Source organism: Sphingomonas flavalba, from assembly GCF_047553045.1.
In the GTDB taxonomy this organism is placed as follows: Bacteria; Pseudomonadota; Alphaproteobacteria; order Sphingomonadales; family Sphingomonadaceae; genus Sphingomonas_L; species Sphingomonas_L flavalba_A.
The window spans coordinates 983,241-1,001,484 of record NZ_CP180208.1; the positions used below are offsets into that span (position 1 = coordinate 983,241).

Below are 18,244 nucleotides of genomic sequence, written 5' to 3' on the forward strand. Positions count from 1 at the left end.
AGATCGGATCGTCCTTCCCCATGACACGCCCGCGCTTCAACCGGATCCTGCTGAAGCTGTCGGGTGAAGTGCTGATGGGGCAGGGCCAGTTCGGCATCGATCCCGACACCGTCGCCCGCGTGGCCGGCGAGATCGCCGGAGCGAAGGCGGCCGGGCACGAACTGTGCGTCGTCGTCGGCGGCGGCAATATTTTCCGCGGACTCGCTGCGGCGGCGAAGGGCTTCGAACGGACCAGCGCCGACTATATGGGCATGCTGGCGACAGTGATGAACGCGCTCGCCGTGCAGAACGCGCTGGAGCAGATCGGCGTTGACACCCGTGTTCAGTCCGCCATCCCGATGTCGACGGTATGTGAGCCGTTCATTCGCCGCCGGGCGGAACGGCATATGGAAAAGGGCCGGATCGTCATCTTCGCCGCCGGCACCGGCAATCCCTATTTTACCACCGACAGCGCCGCCGCCCTGCGTGCGGCGGAAATGAATTGCGACGCGCTGTTCAAAGGCACGTCGGTCGACGGCGTTTATGATGCCGACCCGAAGAAGGTGAAGGGCGCGCGGCGTTATGATAGGGTCACCTTCAACAAGGTCCTGTCGGACGATCTGAAGGTGATGGATGCCAGCGCCGTCGCGCTGTGCCGCGACAACAACATCCCCATCGTCGTGTTCAACATCCGCGAGCAGGGCAACCTGCTGAAGGTGCTGAAGGGCGAAGGTACCGCGACGATCGTCCAGAATAGCGAGGAGAGCTGAACCCATGGCCGCATATGACAAGGCCGATCTAGAGCGCCGGATGCGCGGCGCGGTCGAATCGCTGAAGCACGACCTGAGCGGGCTGCGCACCGGCCGGGCGAGCACCACCCTGCTCGATCCGATCACGGTGGAGGTCTATGGCGCGCAGATGCCGCTCAACCAGGTGGCGACGGTGTCCGCGCCGGAACCGCGCCTGCTGACCGTGCAGGTGTGGGACCGAGCGAATGTCGGGCCGACGGACAAGGCGATCCGCTCCGCCGGGCTTGGCTTGAACCCGATCGTCGACGGGCAGAACATCCGCCTGCCGATCCCCGACCTGACCGAGGAACGGCGCAAGGAACTGGCCAAGCTGGCGAGCCAATATGCGGAAAAGGCGCGGGTCGCCGCGCGCAACGTTCGCCGCGACGGCAACGACGCGCTGAAGGTCGACGAAAAGAAGGGCGTCTACAGCGAGGATGAGCGCAAGCGCCACGAAAACGAGGTGCAGAAGCTGACTGACGCGACGATCGCCGACATCGACTCCGCCGCATCCGCCAAGGAGAAGGAAATCCTCGGCAAGTGACCTCTGCCAGCGCGAGCGCCGCGCAGCCGGCACCGGGCGGGGGGGACGGTGCGCCGCGCCATGTCGCGATCATCATGGATGGCAATGGCCGCTGGGCGAAGGCCCGGCACCTGCCGCGCGTCGCCGGCCACCGGCGCGGAGTAGAGGCCGCTCGCGCCATCGTCCGCGCGGCGGGCGAGCTGGGCATCGGCGTGCTGACCCTCTACGCTTTCTCGTCGGAGAACTGGCGCCGGCCGGCGTCGGAAATCTCCGACCTGATGAGCCTGATGCGTCGCTTCATCCTGTCCGACCTCGACGAACTGGCGCGGGCCGGCGTGCGGTTAAGGGTGATCGGCGATTATCGCGCGTTTGAACCCGAACTGGTTCGGATGATCGACGGCGCGATCGAGCGGACGGCCGAAAATACTCGCCAGACGCTGGTCGTCGCGCTCAATTACGGCGCGCGGGATGAATTTGTACGGGCGGCGCGGACCCTTGCCGCGCAGGTCGGAGCGGGAAGGCTGACGCTGGAGGCGATTGATGTCGCCGCCGTCGACGCGGCGCTCGACACCGCCGAGCTACCCGCACCCGATCTGGTGATCCGCACATCGGGTGAGCGCAGGCTCTCCAATTTCCTGCTGTGGCAGGCGGCTTATGCCGAACTGCTGTTCGTCGACACGCTGTGGCCGGATTTCGACAAGGCAGCGCTGGCCGCGGCGATCGCCGATTTCCGGCAGCGGGAGCGCCGGTTCGGCGGGCTATGAGCGGCGGTCGGACATCTGGCGGCGAATTAGGCCGGCGCACCGTCGTTGGCGTCGCTTTGATCGCGGTCGCGCTGCTGGCGCTTTACGGCGGCGGCTGGGCACTGTGGCTGCTTGGCGCGATCGCCGGCATGGCGATGCTGATCGAATGGGCGGCGCTGGCCGGGGCGTCGCGCGCCCACCGCCAGCTTGCACTCTATGCCCTTGTCGTGCCGCTCGCCATCATGTCGCCGTGGGCGGCGGGGCCGGACGGTTTCGCGCTCGGGCTGGTCGGCGCCGCGGCGGTGTTTGTCGCCGGGGTGACGCGCAGCAGCCGGCTGGCGCTGGGCATCGCCTATGTCGGCGTGCCGATCTTCGCGCTGCTGTTCATCCGTGCGCTGCCGGCCGGGCTGCTGCTCGCCTTCTGGACGCTGGCGCTGGTCTGGGCGACCGACATCGGCGCCTATTTCGCGGGGCGGGCGATCGGCGGGCCGAAGCTGCTGCCGGCGGTGTCGCCCAGCAAGACCTGGGCCGGGCTGATCGGCGGCATGGCGGCGGCGCTGGCGACGGGGCTGGCGTTCCACCAATGGGGCGGGCTGGACCTGGGCCTGGCGCTGGCCAGCCCGATCCTCGCCGTCCTCGCCCAGATCGGTGACCTGTACGAAAGCGCTCTGAAACGCGTCGCCGGGGTCAAGGACAGCGGCACGCTGCTGCCCGGCCACGGCGGGGTGATGGACCGGCTCGACGGGGTGGTGACGGTGGCGCCGGCAGTGGCGCTGTTGCTCGCAGCCGGGGTGGTGCAATGAGCCGGCGGCGCATCTCCATCCTTGGCGCGACCGGGTCGGTCGGCGGGTCGACGCTGGACCTGATCGCCCATGACCGCGACCGGTTCGAGGTCGTCGCACTGACTGCCCACCGCGATGTCGACAGGCTGGCCGATGCGGCGCGGGCGACCGATGCGCGATTGGCGGTGATCGGCGATGAGGCGTTGCTCGGCGCGCTGCGCGAGCGGCTGGCCGGTACCGATACGGAGGCAGCGGCCGGCGACGCGGCGATCGTCGCCGCGGCGGGGCTGGATGCCGACTGGACGATGGCGGCGATCGTCGGCAGCGCCGGCCTGCGCCCGGTGATGGCGGCGATCGACGCGGGTGCGACGGTGGCACTGGCCAACAAGGAAGCGCTGGTCTCCGCCGGCGCGATCATGACCCGCGCCGCCCGCGCCGCCGGGGCGACGCTGCTGCCGGTCGATTCCGAGCATAACGCCGTGTTCCAGTGCTTCGATCATGCCGCGCCCGAACGGGTGGCGCGGATCGTGCTGACCGCCAGCGGCGGACCGTTCCGAACCTGGAGCGCGGAAGCAATGCGCGCGGCAACGCCGGAACAGGCGGTCAAGCATCCCAACTGGTCGATGGGTGCCAAGATTTCCGTCGACTCTGCGACGATGATGAACAAGGGTCTGGAACTGATCGAGGCGTTTCACCTGTTCCCGGTCGGGGAGGAGCGGCTGGATATCGTTGTTCACCCGCAATCGGTTGTCCATTCGATGGTCGAATATGTCGACGGGTCGGTGATCGCCCAGCTCGGCACGCCGGACATGCGGACGCCGATCGCCCATGCCCTGGCCTGGCCGGACCGGATGAAGACGCCCTGCCAGCGGCTCGACCTGGCGCGGATCGCCCGGCTCGACTTCGAGGCCGCCGACACCGTCCGCTTTCCGGCGATCGCGCTGGCGCGCGCGGCGCTGGCGGCGGGCGGCGCGCGCCCGGCGGTGCTGAACGCCGCCAATGAGGAGGCTGTGGCCGCTTTCCTTTCGCGGCGGATCGGCTTCCTCGATATCGCCGCAATTGTGCGCGATACGCTGGACGGTTATGACCCGCCGGCTCCGCATAGGTTGGACGAGGTGTTCGCGATCGACCGCGAAGCCAGAGCCAGGGCCCGCGCGGCGATGGAGGTGTTAGCCGCGTGACCCAGTATCCGGGCCTGCTTTTGACGGTGATCGCCTTTTTGCTGGTGATCGGACCGCTGATTTTCCTCCACGAACTCGGCCATTATCTGGTCGGACGCTGGTTCGGCGTGCGGGCGGATGTTTTTTCGATTGGCTTCGGGCGCGAGATTTTCGGGATCACCGACCGGCGCGGCACCCGCTGGAAATTTGGCTGGCTGCCGCTGGGCGGCTATGTCCGTTTTGCCGGTGACATGAACCCGGCCAGCCAGCCCAGTGCTGAATGGCTGGCATTGCCGCCGGACGAGCGCAACCAGACTTTTCAGTCCAAATCGGTATGGCAGCGTGCGGCGATTGTCGCCGCAGGCCCGGTCGCCAACTTTCTGGTCGCGCTGGTCATCCTTGGTGGTTTCGCCGTGGTCCACGGCGAACCACGGACGCCGGCCGTCGTCGACCAGGTTGTCGCGCAGTCCGCCGCGGATCGGGCGGGGTTGCGCAGCGGCGACCGCATTCTGTCGGCCAATGGCCGGACGGTCGACACCTTCGGTGACTTGGCCCGCTATGTCGTGTCGCGACCTGATGAGCAGGTGGCGTTGGATGTCGCCCGTGGCGGCGCGACGCTGAACGTGCCATTGGAGATCGGCGTGCGGATCGAGCGCGACCGGTTCGGCAATGAATACAGGCTTGGGGTTCTGGGCGTGCGTTCGGCCCAGCCGGTCATCGTTCCAGTCGGCCTGATCGAGGCTCCGGTCGTCGCATTCCGCCAGACGGGCGCGATTTTGCAGATGATGGTCGACGGGCTGGGCCAGATCATCACCGGCCGGCGGCCGGTCAGCGAGATGGGCGGGCCGCTGAGAATCGCCCAGATTTCCGGCGAGCAGATGGCGGGCGGGCTGACCGCCTTCGTCGGCTTTATCGCGATCATCTCGATTAATCTCGGATTCATCAACCTGTTGCCAGTTCCGATGCTTGATGGCGGTCACCTGTTCTTCTACGCGCTGGAAGCGATACGGCGGCGGCCGGTTGAGGCCCGGGTCCAGGAATGGGCTTACCGATCGGGCCTGCTGGTGCTGCTATCGTTGATGCTGCTAGTGACGTTCAACGACCTGTCGTCCTTCGGCCTGTGGCGCGGCTTAGCCGGGTTGATCGGTTGAATGGGTTCGGGCAGTGCCTGTTTTCCTTGTTTCCAGTTGTTAGGGTGGGATGCGTGACGGCAATGAAGGCAAGGATCGGGTCTAGGCGGCATCACGTCCCGGCACTGTTGATCGGGACGATGCTGGCCGGCGCCTGCGCGCCGGCATGGGGGCAGGCCCTGCCAACGGACGTTCCGGCGACTGCGCCGACAACCACCGTTCCGGTGCCGGACACCGTCAGCGGCACCATCACCCGGATCAACGTCACCGGTTCCCAGCGGCTGGAACCGGATACTGTCCGATCCTACGTCAAGCTGCGGCCGGGCGAGGCCTATAACCGCGAGAGCCTGGACCAGGCGCTGAAGGACCTGTTCGCCACCGAGCTGTTCGCCGATGCGACGATCCGCGCCGATGCCGGGGGCGTCATCACTATCGAGGTGCGCGAGAACCCGGTCATCAACCGCATTGTTCTGGAAGGCAACAAGCGGCTGAAAGAAGACAAGATCCGACCGGAGATCCGCCTTGCCCCGCGTCAGATCTTCACCCGGTCCAAGGTGCGTGCCGATGTCGCACGGATCATCGAGCTGTATCGCCGGCAGGGGCGGTTTGCCGCTGTGGTTGAACCGAAAATGGTCCAGCTCGACCAGAATCGCGTCGATATCGTGTTCGAGATCACTGAGGGCGACAAGTCCAAGGTCCGCCAGATCAACATCCTCGGCAACACCAAGTTCTCGGCCGGCGAACTGCGGTCGGAAATGGCGACCAAGCAGTCGCGCTTCTTCCGTTTCTTCTCGTCCAGCGACACCTATGATCCAGACCGGCTAGCCTATGATCAGGGCAAGCTGCGTCAATTCTACCTGACCAACGGCTATGCCGATTTCCGGGTGATCTCCGCTATCGCCGAACTGACCCCGGACAAGCGCGATTTCATCATCACCTACGTTGTTGAGGAAGGTGAGCGCTACAAGTTCGGCGAGGTCGAGGCTGAAAGCGATATCCGCGACTTCAAGGCGGAAATGGTGAAGCGCCTGATCCCGATGAAGACGGGCGACTGGTACGACGCGAAGCGGGTCGAGGATACCGTCGACTCGATCACCCAGTCTGCCGGCTTATTTGGTTACGCCTTCGCGCAGGTAGAACCGCAGTTCCGCCGCGACCCGGAAGCGCGTACGATGTCGCTGACTTTCCAGGTTGCTGAAGCGCCGCGCGTTTATGTCGAACGGATCGACATCAACGGCAACACGATTACCCAGGACAAGGTCGTTCGCCGCGAGTTCCGGTTGCAGGAAGGGGATGCGTTCAACAGCTTCCTGGTCAAGCGGTCGCAGGACCGGATCAATTCGCTTGGCTATTTCCAGGAGAAGCTGGAGGTCAAGCAGTCGCAGGGTTCGGCGCCAGACCGGGTGATCCTGACGACCAATCTGGAAGAAAAACCGACCGGCGAGCTGCAGCTGTCAGCCGGCTATTCCAGTCTGGAACGGTTCATTATCAACGCGTCGATCACCCAGCGCAACTTCCGCGGCAAGGGCCAGACGCTGCGTGCGTCGGTCGATTATTCCGCCTATTCTAAGTCGATCCAGCTCGGCTTTACCGAGCCGTATCTGTTCGATCGCAACATCGCGATCGGCGGCGATATCTTCCGTCGTGACCTGAACTCGTTCAATTTCGTCAATCGCGACCGCAACACCACCTATTCGCAGGTGACGACCGGTTTCCAGATCCGCGTTGGCGTGCCGTTGACCGAATACTGGCAGGCACAGGCCCGCTATGGCCTGAGCTTCGACGATGTCACCCTCGACAAATACCGCTTCTACCTCGATGGGCAGTGTAGTCCCCTGCTCGCCGGCCGCTATCTGTGCGACGCGCTCGGCAAGCGGACGACGTCGTCGATCGGCTATTCTCTGGTATTCAACAACCTGAACAATGTGCTGCGGCCTAGCAAGGGGCAGCGCTTCGCGATCCATCAGGATTTCGCCGGGCTGGGCGGCAGCGTCAAATATCTGCGCAATCGGATTGAGGGCGCAAAATATTGGGGCGTCGGCGGCGGCTTCATTTTTTCCGTGCAGGGTGAGGGCGGCTATATCATGCCGCTGGAAAAGGGCGCGGCCGGTGTCGATCCGATCCGGCTGGTCGACCGGTTCTACCTCGGCGAGCCGCAGATGCGCGGCTTCGACATCCGCGGGATCGGTCCCCGGGTGAAACGCTATCCGCTCGACATCACCACGACGCCGGGCACGCCGATCCTGATCACCGACAAGAACCAGGTGACGGACGATGCGATCGGTGGGCGCTATTACTACATGGCCCGTGCCGAGCTGGAGATTCCGCTGGGTTCCGGCGCGCGCGACATGGGGCTGCGGCCGTCGGTGTTCGTCGATGCCGGGGCGGTGTGGGGCGTGAAGGCGCCGACGCCGATCCTGAATGAGAACGGCATCAACATTCCGGTTCGCGACAGCGCTGGGAATCCGCTCTATTCGGACGGGACCGCGACCGGCTCGACGACGCTGCCGGTGCGGCAGGACGGCACCGCCAACCCGCCGCTTACCCAGTTCATCTCGCCGTTCCGGGAAATCTTCTATGGTGACACGCTGAAACCGCGCGTCTCCGTGGGCTTTGGCGTCAACTGGAACTCGCCGTTCGGCCCGTTCCGCATCGATATCGCCAAGGCCCTGCTCAAGGAACCGGGGGACGACACCAAATTGTTCACTTTCAACGTAGGAACGCAATTCTGATGAAAACCTTTCTGATGACCGCGGCGATTGCCGCCGCCGCTATTCCCGCCGCTGCTCAGGCTCAGGTGGCCGTCGCCGACCTGCAGGGCGCCGTTCAGCAGTCTGCGGCGTTCCAGACCGCAACGACCCAGATGCGGACGACCTACAAGGCGCAGATCGACGCCTTCACCACCCGGCAGACCGCGCTCAACGGCGAACTGCAGCCGCTGATCACGGCTTTTCAGGAAGCGCAGAAGAAGCCGGGCGCGAACGAAGCTTCGTTGAAGCCGCAGTTTGACGCGATCCAGACCAAGCGCAACGCGATCCAACAGCAGCTGGCGCCGCTGTACCAGCCGATCGCCCGCGCCCAAGCCTATGTCGAAGAGCAGATCGTTGCCAAGCTGGATCAGGCGACCCGCGCGGCGATGACCAAGCACCAGATCAAGGTGTTGCTGCGCCCCGATGCCGCCTTCGCCTATGAGCCGACCGCCAACCTGACCACGGCTGTCGTGACCGAACTGAACACCCTGATTCCGAACGCGAGCATCACGCCGCCGGCGGGTTGGGAACCTGGTCAGGAAGTAGCTCCGCAGGGTGCCGCTCCGGCCACGCCGCCGGCGCAGCCGCAGGGTCGATGACGGGGGATACGGGCACTGCCGCCATCGGACCGCTGGATATCCGGCGGGTGATGGCGGCGCTGCCGCACCGTTACCCGATGCTGTTGGTCGACCGGGTCGAGGAGATCATCCCCGACCGGTCGATCGCGGCGATCAAGGCGGTGACGATCAACGAGCCGTTTTTTCAGGGGCATTTCCCCGGCCGGCCGATCATGCCCGGCGTGCTGATCGTCGAGGCGCTTGCCCAGGCGGCGGGCGTGCTGGCGGTGGAATCGCTCGGGCTCGCCGGGTCCGGCAAGCTGGTCTATTTCATGGCGATCGACGGCGCCAAGTTCCGCGTGCCGGTGGAACCGGGCGTGCTGCTGCGGCTGGAGGTGGAATTCGTCCAGAAGCGGGCAAGCGTGTGCAAGTTCGCCGGCCGCGCCCTTGTCGACGGCAAGCTGGCGGCGGAGGCCAATTTCACCGCGATGATCGCCGATCCGCCAGCCGTCTGATCGGCTTGCCATCGCCCCCGGCAGCGGCTAGGGCCGCGCTTCCATCCTGGCTGGTCGGAAACCAGCCGCGCAAGGAGCTTGATTCATGAAAAAAGACACGCACCCCGATTACCACTTCATCAAGGTGCAGATGACCGACGGCACCGTCTACCAGACCCGGTCGACCTGGGGTAAGGAAGGCGACACGCTGCAGTTGGATATCGATCCGACCGTCCACCCGGCGTGGACCGGCGGCAAGTCGTCGCTCGTTGACAGTGGCGGACAGGTTGCGCGCTTCAACAAGCGCTTCGGCGGCCTCACCCTCGGCAAGAAGTAAGCGGCATGCGGCGGCACGTTCTTTTCGGTGTCGCCGCTGCGCTGCTGCTGGCCAGCAGCGCTCATGCGGCGCCTGCGGTCAGGGGCGGTGATGCTCCGGTCAAGGCTATCGTCGCCTCGCCGCAATGGAAGGCGGCGCGTGACGCGCTGAAGGCCGGGCACGACCGCTTCGTGTCCGACATCGTCACCATCACCGAAATCCCCGCGCCGCCGTTTGGTGAGGAAAAGCGCGGGGCGGCGGTGCGGGCGATGTTCGACCAGATCGGCCTTTCCGACGTGCGTGTCGACGCGGTCGGCAACGTCATCGGGCTGCGCAAGGGCACCGGCGCGGATAACGGGCTGGTCGTCATCGCCGCCCATCTCGACACCGTGTTCCCGGCTGGCACCGACGTAAAGGTCAAGCGGGAGGGCACCGTGCTGTCCGCCCCCGGCATTGGTGACGACAGCCGCGGCGTCGCGGCGCTGATCGCGATCGCGCGGGCGCTCGACGCCGGCAAGATCAGGACGAAGCGCGACATCCTGTTCATCGCCAATGTCGGTGAGGAGGGGCAGGGCGACCTGCGCGGCGTTCGCCACTTCTTCGGCAACGATCCGCTGGCCAAGCGGACCAGCGCTTTCTTTTCGGTCGATGGGACGGATGCGTCTCGCATCGTCAACGGCGGTGTCGGGTCGAAGCGATATCGTGCCATTTTCCGCGGTCCGGGCGGCCATAGCTACGGCGCCTTCGGCCTGGTCAACCCGATGGTCGCGATGGCGAAATCGGTGGCGGCGCTGTACGAAATTTCTCCGCCCAAGGACCCGAAAACCACCTATTCGGCCAGCGTCACCGGCGGGGGCACCTCGGTCAACTCGATCCCGAACGCAGTGTTCATGGAATTCGACATGCGGTCGGAAAGCGCGGCGGAACTGGCCGCGCTGGACGGCAAGTTCCGCGCGATCGTCGAGCAGGCGGTGGCGGATGAGAACGCGGCCCGCTCGACCCGCGCCGGTACGATCAGCGTCGAGCTGAAAGTGATTGGCGAACGGCCCGCTGGCCAAACGCCGGACGACTCGTCGCTGGTTCGCAACACGCAGGCGGCGATCCGCGCGGTGGGCTTATCACCCACGCTTGAAGCAAGTTCGACCGATTCGAACATCCCGATGAGCATTGGCGTTCCGGCGGTGACCATCGGCTCTGGCGGTATCGGTGCGCGCGCCCACGCGTTGGACGAGCATATCGACGTCGCCGAGCCGCTGAGCAGCCAGGGGCTGATCGCCGCCCTTACCTCGCTGGTCGCCGCCGCCGGCCTCGCCCGTTAGAGCGCCGCTGCGCGGCAGTCAGTCCCGCGCGTTCAGGAAGGCCTCTGCGGTCCGGTAGATCGCGTCGAGATCCGTCTCGTCAATGCAATAGGGCGGCATGACATACATGGTGTTGCCGAGAGGGCGGAGCAGGACACCGTGGTCGATCGCGTGGTGCAACAGGCGTGGGCCGACCGCCGACAGATAGTCGCCCTGCGCGACGTCGATCTCGAACGCGGTGACGGTGCCCAGCCGGCGCGGATTGCGCACCGCCGGATGGGCGGCGATGCGGTCGAGCTGGCTTTGCTGCGCGGCGCCCAGCGCGGCGACCCGGTCGAGCACCGGGTCCTCGCGCCAGATGGCCAGGTTGGCGCGGGCGGCGGCGCAGGCGATCGGGTTGGCGGTGTAGCTTGAAGAGTGGAAGAACATGCGGGCGCGGTCGTCCGATCGGTGCGCCTCGAAGATCGGCGTCGTCGCCATCGTCACCGCCAGCGGCACCGCGCCGCCGGTCAGCCCCTTCGACAGGCAAAGGATATCCGGCACGACGGCGGCCTGCTCGCAGGCGAGCAGGGTTCCGGTGCGGCCCCAGCCGGTCATCACCTCGTCGGCGATGAACAGCACGGCGTGCCGCGCGCAGATCTCCCGCATCTCGGCGAGGATGGCGGGGGTGTAGACCAGCATCCCGCCGGCGCCGAGCAGCAGCGGCTCGACGATGAACGCCGCCGGCGCCGGGGTGGCGCGGCAATAGTGTTCCAGCGCGTCCAGCGTCGCCTGCTCCCGCCCGGCGGCGGGGAAGGGCACGGTGCCGACGTCGAACAGCAACGGCGCGTAGGGCCGGTTGAACACGCCGCGCTCGCCGACCGACATCGCGCCGATCGTGTCGCCGTGATAGCTGTGCTCCATCACCAGGATGCGGTGGCGGTCGCTCGCCTGGTTGGCCCAGAAGCCGAGCGCCATCTTCAACGCCACCTCGACGCTGGTCGAGCCGCTGTCGGAAAAGAACACATGGGTCAGCGCCGGCGGCATGATCTCGACCAGCCCGCGCGCAACCGCCTCCGCCGGCTCGTGCGTCCAGCCGGCGAAGATGATCTGGTCCAGCTTTGCCGCCTGCTCGGCGATCGCCGCCATGATCCGCGGATGGTTGTGGCCGTGGGTCGTCACCCACCAGGACGATATCGCGTCGACGATCCGCCGCCCGTCGGCGGTGTGGAACACCGCGCCTTCGGCGCGGGTGACGAGGGGGATCGGCTCGCCCAGGCCATGCTGGGTGAACGGGTGCCAGATCGGCGAGGTCATGCGGCAAAGTCCGACAGGGTGAAGTGGGCGGCGAAGGCGGCGGCCAGCGTGTCGCGGTCGAGCGGGTCGAGAATAGGCAACCGGCCGAGGCGCCGGACGCCGCCGAACGCCGCAATCGTCGCCTCGCTGTCCTCCACCGCGTCACCGACGAAGGCGATGCCGATGATCGCTATGCCACGCGCGCGCAGCGCCGCGATCGACAGCAGGCTGTGGTTGATCGTGCCGAGCGCGGTGCGCGCGACCAGCACCACCGGCAGGCCCCAGCGCGCGAACATGTCGGCGTAGAGCAGATCGCGGGTCAGCGGCACCAGCAGCCCACCGGCGCCCTCGATGACCAGCGGCCCGTCGACGGGCGGCGGCGCCAGCCGTTCCGGCGCGATCCGCACGCCGTCGATCTCGGCGGCGCGGTGCGGCGAGCAGGGGGTAGCAAGGCGGTACGCCTCCGGCATTATCAGGCCGGCGGGCAGGCCGGAAAGGCGGGCGACGGTCGCGCTGTCCGAATCCTCGTCCAGCCCGGACTGGACCGGTTTCCAGTAATGCGCGCCCAGCGCGCCGGCCAGCGCGGCGGAAAACACCGTCTTGCCGATGCCGGTGTCGGTCCCGGTCACTATCAATCGCGCGCTCATGCCAGTGCCTCCGTCAATGCGCCGGCCAGCGCCGCGACATCGGCCGCGCCGATGTTCAGGGTCAGCGATATGCGCAGCCGCGCGGTGCCGGGCAGCACCGTCGGCGGGCGGATGCCACGCACGTCGAAACCGGCGGCCTGCAGCGCGGCGGCGGCGCGCATCGCCCGGCCGTCGTCGCCCAGCACCAGCGGCAGGATCTGCGATCCGGTCGCCGCGACGCCGCACGGCGCCAGCGCCGCCTCCGCCGCCGCGATCAGCGCCGCCAACTGCTCCCGGCGGTCCGGCTCGGCGGCAAGCAGGCGCAGCGCGGCGCGGACGGTCGCGGCGATCAGCGGCGACGGCGCCGTCGAGAAGATGAAGCCCCGGCCGCGATTGACCAGGAAATCGCGCATCGGCGCCGGCCCGCACAGCAGCGCCCCTTCGCAGCCGAGCGCCTTGCCGCAGGTGCGCAGGGTGATGACGTTGTCGCGCCCGTCCAGCCCGGCGGCCAGGCCGCGCCCGTCCGGCCCGAACACGCCGGTCGCGTGCGCCTCGTCGATCAGCAAGATCGCGTCGTGCCGCCCGGCGACGGCGGCAAGCGCGGTGAGCGGCGCCCGGTCCCCGTCCATGCTGTACAGGCTTTCAACGCAGATCCACGCGCGCCCGGTGCCACCGCTCCGGCGCCAGCCGGTGATCGCGTCGTCGACGGCGTCGGCGTCGTTGTGCGCCGCGCCCCGGCATTCGGCACGGCCAAGCCGCATCCCCTCATGCGCGCTGGCGTGGATCAGCGCGTCGTAGACGACCAGGTCGCCGCGCTGCGGCAGGGTGGCGAGCAGGGCGGTGTTGGCGGCGAACCCGCTGGAAAAGAACAGCGCGCTCTCCGCGCCGAAGAACGCCGCCGCCTCCGCCTCCAGCGCCTCATGTTCCTCATGGTTGCCGCGCAGCAGCCGCGACCCGCCGGAACCGGCGGGCACCCCGCGCGCCAGCGCATCGCCAACGGCGGCGGCCAGCTGCGGCGATCCGGCGAGCGCCAGATAGTCGTTGGACGCGAAATCGCGGCCGGTGCGCGGGATCAGCCGTCGTCGTCGGCCTTGCAGCTCCAGGTTCGTCAGGTCCCGGCGCTGCGCATCGTAGAGTGTCATCGCCGGCCGCTATACGCTCGCGCGGCGCGATGGCGAGACAAGAATAGCTGGGGTGGTGCCTAGCTGAGCGACGGCCGCAACTTCTCCATTGCCGTCGCCAGCGCTTCCGGACTGCGACAGAAGCACAGCCGATAGAAGCTTTGCGAGCCCGGCCCGAAGAAGCTGCCCGGCGCCAGGCCGACGCTGGTGCTCCGCAATATTTCAAGGCAGCCGGCCTTGGAATCGGGGATGCCGTCGATCTCGAAGAACGCATACATGCCGCCGGGCGGCCGGCTGGCCATGCGGACACGCGGCATTGTGTCGAGCGCGTCGCAGACGATCCGCATGCCCTGCTCGCAATAGCGGTTCATATCGGCGACAAACCCTTCGCCCTGCTCGATCGCGGCAATCGCCGCGTCCTGCAGGAAGGTGGTGGTGCCGCTGGTCACATATTGGGTGATGACCGCCAGCCGTGCGGCAACCGACGGCGGGTGAACCAGCCAGCCGAGCCGCCAGCCGGTCATTGCCCAGGATTTGGAGAAGCTGTTGACGATCAGCAGCCGGTCCTCCGGGTCGGCGACGGTCAGCAGCGACGGCGCTACCGGCTGGCCGAACACCAGCCGGTGATAGACCTCATCCGCGATCAGCCAGACGCCCAATTCGCGCCCCAGTTCCAGCAGGCGTATCTGCACGTCGAGCGGGATCATTGCGCCGGTCGGGTTGCCGGGCGAAGCAAAGAAGATCGCCTTGGTCCGCCCGTCGCAGGCGGCGCGCACTTTGTCGATGTCGAGCGACCAGCCGCCGGGGCCGTAATCGAGCCGCACGGAACGTACCTCGCCGCCGACGATCTCGACGATACCGCCGATGTTCGGCCAGACGGGGTCGATGACGATGACATTGTCGCCGGCGTCGACCAGCATCTCGATCGCCAGCATGATCGCCGGCATCCCGCCGGACGTGACGGTGATCCGGTCCGCGTCGAGCGCGGTGCCGAGCAGGCGGTTGTGGTAGGTGGCCAGTGTGTCGCGCAGCGGCGGAATGCCGTTCTGGTGCGAATAGAAAGTGTGGCCGGCGCGAATGCCGGCAAGGGCTGCTTCACCGATGAAAGCGGGGGTCGGCAGGTCGCCTTCGCCGAACCATAGCGGGATGATCGACGTCTTGTCGAACGCCTCCTTCGCGATGTTGGCGATGTTGTCCAGCGATATGGCGGCAATCTGCGCGCGGATGTCGTGGCTGGCGGGAAGGGTGCGGTCGAAACGGGACATCAGGCTGACAGGCTCTCGCTGGTGGATGAAAGCGCGGCGGCGAAGCCAGCCCGCGCCAGGTGGATGTCGTCGTCGGCGACGACGAACTGGAAACCCTGCTCCAGGCGCGCGCGCGCCGCCGCCGGGCCGGGGGTGAAGATGCCGCACGGCACCCCGGCCTCGCGCGCCGCGGCAAGGATGGCGGCGATCGCGGTTTCAAGCGGTGGTCCGTCCCCGGCCAGGGCAAGGCCCAGGTCGCCGGGGCCGACGAACAGCATGTCGATGCCCGGCGTCCGCGCGATCGCGGCGGCATTGTCCAGCCCGGCGCTGGTCTCGATCATCACCGCGACCAGCGTCTCGGTCCGGCTGGCGGCAAGATAGGCGGGGAAGTCGCGCAGCGGCCTCATGCCGCCGCCCGAACGGGCGCCGCCGGGCGGGTAGTGCGCGGCGGCGACGGCGGCGGCGGCTTCCTCGGCGGTGTCGACCAGCGGCACGATCACCCCGGCCGCGCCGGCGTCCAGCGCCTGGCCGACCGACGCCGCCTGCTTGTCGGCGACGCGGGCGAGCGGCGTCACCCCCGCGGCGGCGGCGGTCGCCAGCGCGACATGGGTCGTCGCGACGTCCCACAGGCCATGCTGCAGGTCGAGGACGATCGCGTCCGGCGCCTGCTCGGCGGCGATCTCCGCCAGCGCGGGCGAACCCAGGCTGAGCCACAGGCAGCGCGCCGCCTCGCCCGCGCGCAGCCGGGCAAGCGTGCGGTTGGGAAAGGGCGATGCGGTCATTGCCGGATGCCCGCGTCGGCCAGCAACGGCAGCACGCCGTTGATGAAGCCGGGAAGTTCGTCGAGATAGTTGACGAAGCTGATCGCGGTGCCGCCGAACCCGGCCTGGTGGATCCGGACCAGTTCCGCCGCGATATGCTCCGGCGTGCCGACCAGCGGATAGGTGCCGGCGCCGGCGGCGAAGCGTTTGGCGTGGAGCGTATAGGCGGACGGATCGTGCGATCCCGACGTCGCCTGCTTCATCGCCATATAATGTTCGACGGCGCCCTTGTCGGCCTCGCGCACGGCGATGCGGTCGTAATACTCCTCCGCCTCGTCCTGGCTGGCGCGGCAGACGACGTGGCAGGCGGTGAACACGCCGAGCGGCCGGCCAACCGCCTCGCCGCGCGCCTTGACGTCGGCGATCGTCGCCGCCGCGTCGGCGATCTCGACGAAGGTGGTGAAGATGTGGTCGCTGGTGCGCGCGGCGAAATCCCGCCCGGCGGGCGAGAAGGCGGCCGACAGCACGGTCGGGCGCGGCCGCTGGAGGGAGAGGGGGGCACCCTCGACGCCGCGCAGCTTGTAATAGGCGCCGTCGAAATCGAACGGCCCTTCGCCGGCCAGGATGCGGGAAAACACCTCATACCATTCATGGCCCAGCGCATAAGGCTGATCGGTCCTCTCCATGCCGAACATCGCGAATTCCGGCGCGTTCCAGCCGCAGACGATGTTGAGGCCGGCGCGGCCACCACTGGCGTGGTCGATCGTCGCGATCGCCTTCGCCGCCTGCACGGGGTGGACGAACGGCGCGTGGACGGTGGCGAACAGGGTCATCCGCTCGGTCGCGGTGGCGAGGGCGGCGGCCATCGTCAGCGTCTCGAACGAGTGATGGCGGGCGTTGGTCGTGCCGCCGAACCCCTTCCACCGCGCCAGTGGCAGGAAGAAATCCAGCCCGGCGCCATCGGCGAGGCGGGCGAGGGCAAGCAGGTCCGGCCAGGCGGCGCGCCAGCGCTCCGGCACGGTGGTAACCGCAAGGCCGCCGTCGGCGTTGGCGCCGAACAGGCCGAGCTGGAAGGGTTGGGTGTCGATCATGCTGTGACAAGCGCCTTATTCCGGTCCTTGCTAATCAATATGAGTTTGCATAGAGTTTGCCAAGGGGCAGTGACGCGCCGGTAAATGGTGGAACGGAGTGCATCCGATGCCCGCCGATGACGAAACGGACTAGGCAGGTCAGCTTGGCTGCCATACAATTCACATGAATCGGAATATAAATTGCGATGGCGGGGAGGGGCGTTGGCGAACCGGGATGAGATAGCCGAGCGCGAGCACGGTTTGCAGCAGAGCCTGAGCCGCCGCCAGATCGTGATGATCGGGCTGGGCGGGGCGATCGGAACCGGCCTGTTCGCAGGCAGTTCGCTTGCCATCGGCTATGCCGGGCCGGCGGTGATCGTCAGCTACGCGATCGCGGCGCTGATCGCTGCGGCGATGGTGTTCAGCCTGTCGGAAATGGCGGTGGTTCACCCAAGCGCGGGGTCGTTCGGCGTCTATGCCGAAACCTATCTGAATCGCTGGTCCGGCTTCGTCGTCCGCTATACCTACTGGATGGCGCAGGTCATCGCCGTCGGCGGGGAGGCGACGGCTGCCGGCGTCTACATGACCTTCTGGTTCCCGCATATTCCGGTATGGGTATGGTCGGTCAGCTTCGCGCTGATCGTCGTTTATTTCAACGCGCGGTCGGTGAAGAATTTCGGCACGATCGAATATTGGCTGGCGCTTATCAAGGTGTCGGCGATCGTCATCTTCATCATCCTCGGCGCCGCGACGATCTTTGGCATCGGCATGCCGGCGACCGGCCTGCACAACCTGACCGGCCTGCCCGGCGGGTTCATGCCGATGGGGTTCAGCGGCGTCTGGATGGCGGTGGTTGTCGGCATTTTCTCGTTCAGCGGGATCGAGGTGATCGCGGTCACGTCCGGCGAGACGGCGAACCCGGAAAAGGCGATTCCGGCGGCGCTGCGGACGATGGCGATCCGGCTGTTCCTGTTCTACGTGCTGGCGCTGACCATCGTCGTCGCGTTCGTGCCGTGGACGGAAACCGGCGCGACCAAGGTCATCACCGCCAGCCCGTTCGTGAAGGTGTTCGAACATAGCGGCATCATGCACGCCGCCGGGATCATGAATTTCGTCGTGCTGAGCGCGGCGTTGTCTAGCATGAACACCAATGTCTATCTGTGCTCGCGCATGCTGTTTTCGCTGTCGCGCGACGGCTTCGCGCCGCGCATGCTCGGCAAGCTGACGCGCAGCGGCACGCCGCTGGTGGCAACGCTGCTTTCCGGCGGCGGCATCCTGTGCGTGTCGGCGGTGTCGAAACTGACGCCGATGGCCTACACCTACCTGTTCGGCATCGCCCTGTTCGGCGCGATCGTCGTCTGGATGATCGTGATGTGCAGCCATATCGGCTTCCGCCGCGCGAACCCGCCGGAAACCCTGCCGGTGCGGATGCCGTTGTTCCCCTATCTGCAGATCGTCGGCCTGTGTCTGCTCGCCGCGATCCTGGTGACGATGGGGCTGGATGATACGGCGTGGAACGTATCGTGGCTGGTCGGTGTGCCGTGGTTGCTCATGTTGTCGCTGGCCTATTGGCTGTGGCACCGCCGCCAGCCGGACCGGGCATGAGCGTAGCGCGGATTTATACGGG

18 protein-coding genes are annotated in these 18,244 nt (G+C 67.2%); 12 read left to right on the top strand and 6 right to left on the bottom strand.

Going from position 1 to position 18,244, the window contains the following annotated elements:
- The first annotated feature begins 20 nt into the window (after positions 1–20).
- The 11 genes from pyrH (at position 21) to ACMT1E_RS04600 (ending at position 10,541) form a co-directional block, all read left to right on the top strand.
- Positions 21–749, top strand: coding sequence for a UMP kinase (pyrH, locus tag ACMT1E_RS04550; RefSeq protein WP_414902505.1), 729 nt, complete (start codon positions 21–23; stop codon positions 747–749).
- A gap of 4 nt (positions 750–753) precedes the next feature.
- Positions 754–1,311: a ribosome recycling factor gene (gene frr, locus ACMT1E_RS04555; protein ID WP_414902506.1), complete on the top strand. Its 558-nt coding sequence runs from the start codon at positions 754–756 to the stop codon at positions 1,309–1,311.
- A gap of 74 nt (positions 1,312–1,385) precedes the next feature.
- The gene (locus ACMT1E_RS04560; protein ID WP_414903271.1) at positions 1,386–2,054 is read left to right on the top strand and encodes an isoprenyl transferase; all 669 of its coding nucleotides are present in this window, start codon (positions 1,386–1,388) and stop codon (positions 2,052–2,054) included.
- A complete protein-coding gene (locus tag ACMT1E_RS04565) occupies positions 2,051–2,836 on the top strand; it encodes a phosphatidate cytidylyltransferase (protein ID WP_414902507.1) in 786 nt (261 codons plus the stop codon). The genes ACMT1E_RS04560 and ACMT1E_RS04565 overlap by 4 nt, the downstream gene beginning before the upstream one ends.
- Positions 2,833–3,996, top strand: coding sequence for a 1-deoxy-D-xylulose-5-phosphate reductoisomerase (locus ACMT1E_RS04570; RefSeq protein ID WP_414902508.1), 1,164 nt, complete (start codon positions 2,833–2,835; stop codon positions 3,994–3,996). Before ACMT1E_RS04565 ends, ACMT1E_RS04570 begins: the two co-directional genes overlap by 4 nt.
- The gene (rseP, locus tag ACMT1E_RS04575) at positions 3,993–5,126 is read left to right on the top strand and encodes an RIP metalloprotease RseP (protein ID WP_414902509.1); all 1,134 of its coding nucleotides are present in this window, start codon (positions 3,993–3,995) and stop codon (positions 5,124–5,126) included. Before ACMT1E_RS04570 ends, rseP begins: the two co-directional genes overlap by 4 nt.
- Positions 5,127–5,188: 62 nt before the next feature.
- A complete protein-coding gene (bamA, locus tag ACMT1E_RS04580; RefSeq protein WP_414902510.1) occupies positions 5,189–7,837 on the top strand; it encodes an outer membrane protein assembly factor BamA in 2,649 nt (882 codons plus the stop codon).
- Positions 7,837–8,454 (top strand): OmpH family outer membrane protein, encoded by a 618-nt coding sequence (locus tag ACMT1E_RS04585; protein ID WP_414902511.1) that lies wholly within the window; start codon positions 7,837–7,839, stop codon positions 8,452–8,454. Before bamA ends, ACMT1E_RS04585 begins: the two co-directional genes overlap by 1 nt.
- Positions 8,451–8,927 carry a 3-hydroxyacyl-ACP dehydratase FabZ gene (gene fabZ, locus ACMT1E_RS04590; protein WP_414902512.1) on the top strand — a complete coding sequence of 159 codons (477 nt, stop codon included), beginning with the start codon at positions 8,451–8,453 and terminating at the stop codon, positions 8,925–8,927. The genes ACMT1E_RS04585 and fabZ overlap by 4 nt, the downstream gene beginning before the upstream one ends.
- An 85-nt stretch (positions 8,928–9,012) precedes the next feature.
- Positions 9,013–9,243, top strand: a complete 231-nt coding sequence (gene rpmE / locus ACMT1E_RS04595; protein WP_414902513.1) for a 50S ribosomal protein L31 — start codon at positions 9,013–9,015, stop codon at positions 9,241–9,243.
- A gap of 5 nt (positions 9,244–9,248) precedes the next feature.
- Positions 9,249–10,541, top strand: coding sequence for a M20/M25/M40 family metallo-hydrolase (locus ACMT1E_RS04600; RefSeq protein WP_414902514.1), 1,293 nt, complete (start codon positions 9,249–9,251; stop codon positions 10,539–10,541).
- 18 nt (positions 10,542–10,559) lie between these two features.
- Here the strand turns inward: ACMT1E_RS04600 and ACMT1E_RS04605 are convergent, their stop codons facing one another.
- The 6 genes from ACMT1E_RS04605 to ACMT1E_RS04630 are packed head-to-tail and all read right to left on the bottom strand — an operon-like array spanning position 10,560 to position 16,638.
- Positions 10,560–11,816 (bottom strand): adenosylmethionine--8-amino-7-oxononanoate transaminase, encoded by a 1,257-nt coding sequence (locus ACMT1E_RS04605; protein WP_414902515.1) that lies wholly within the window; start codon positions 11,814–11,816, stop codon positions 10,560–10,562.
- Positions 11,813–12,442, bottom strand: coding sequence for a dethiobiotin synthase (gene bioD, locus ACMT1E_RS04610; RefSeq protein WP_414902516.1), 630 nt, complete (start codon positions 12,440–12,442; stop codon positions 11,813–11,815). Before bioD ends, ACMT1E_RS04605 begins: the two co-directional genes overlap by 4 nt.
- Positions 12,439–13,563 (bottom strand): 8-amino-7-oxononanoate synthase, encoded by a 1,125-nt coding sequence (locus tag ACMT1E_RS04615; protein ID WP_414902517.1) that lies wholly within the window; start codon positions 13,561–13,563, stop codon positions 12,439–12,441. Before ACMT1E_RS04615 ends, bioD begins: the two co-directional genes overlap by 4 nt.
- 59 nt (positions 13,564–13,622) lie before the next feature.
- Positions 13,623–14,807, bottom strand: coding sequence for a pyridoxal phosphate-dependent aminotransferase (locus tag ACMT1E_RS04620; protein ID WP_414902518.1), 1,185 nt, complete (start codon positions 14,805–14,807; stop codon positions 13,623–13,625).
- Positions 14,807–15,568 carry an HpcH/HpaI aldolase family protein gene (locus ACMT1E_RS04625; RefSeq protein WP_414902519.1) on the bottom strand — a complete coding sequence of 254 codons (762 nt, stop codon included), beginning with the start codon at positions 15,566–15,568 and terminating at the stop codon, positions 14,807–14,809. The genes ACMT1E_RS04620 and ACMT1E_RS04625 overlap by 1 nt, the downstream gene beginning before the upstream one ends.
- Complete coding sequence (locus ACMT1E_RS04630) at positions 15,565–16,638, bottom strand: LLM class flavin-dependent oxidoreductase (protein WP_414902520.1); 1,074 nt, start codon at positions 16,636–16,638, stop codon at positions 15,565–15,567. Before ACMT1E_RS04630 ends, ACMT1E_RS04625 begins: the two co-directional genes overlap by 4 nt.
- Before the next feature lie 201 nt (positions 16,639–16,839).
- Here ACMT1E_RS04630 and ACMT1E_RS04635 point away from each other — a divergent pair, with 201 nt between their 5' ends.
- A complete protein-coding gene (locus tag ACMT1E_RS04635; RefSeq protein WP_414902521.1) occupies positions 16,840–18,222 on the top strand; it encodes an amino acid permease in 1,383 nt (460 codons plus the stop codon).
- Positions 18,223–18,244 lie beyond the last annotated feature (22 nt).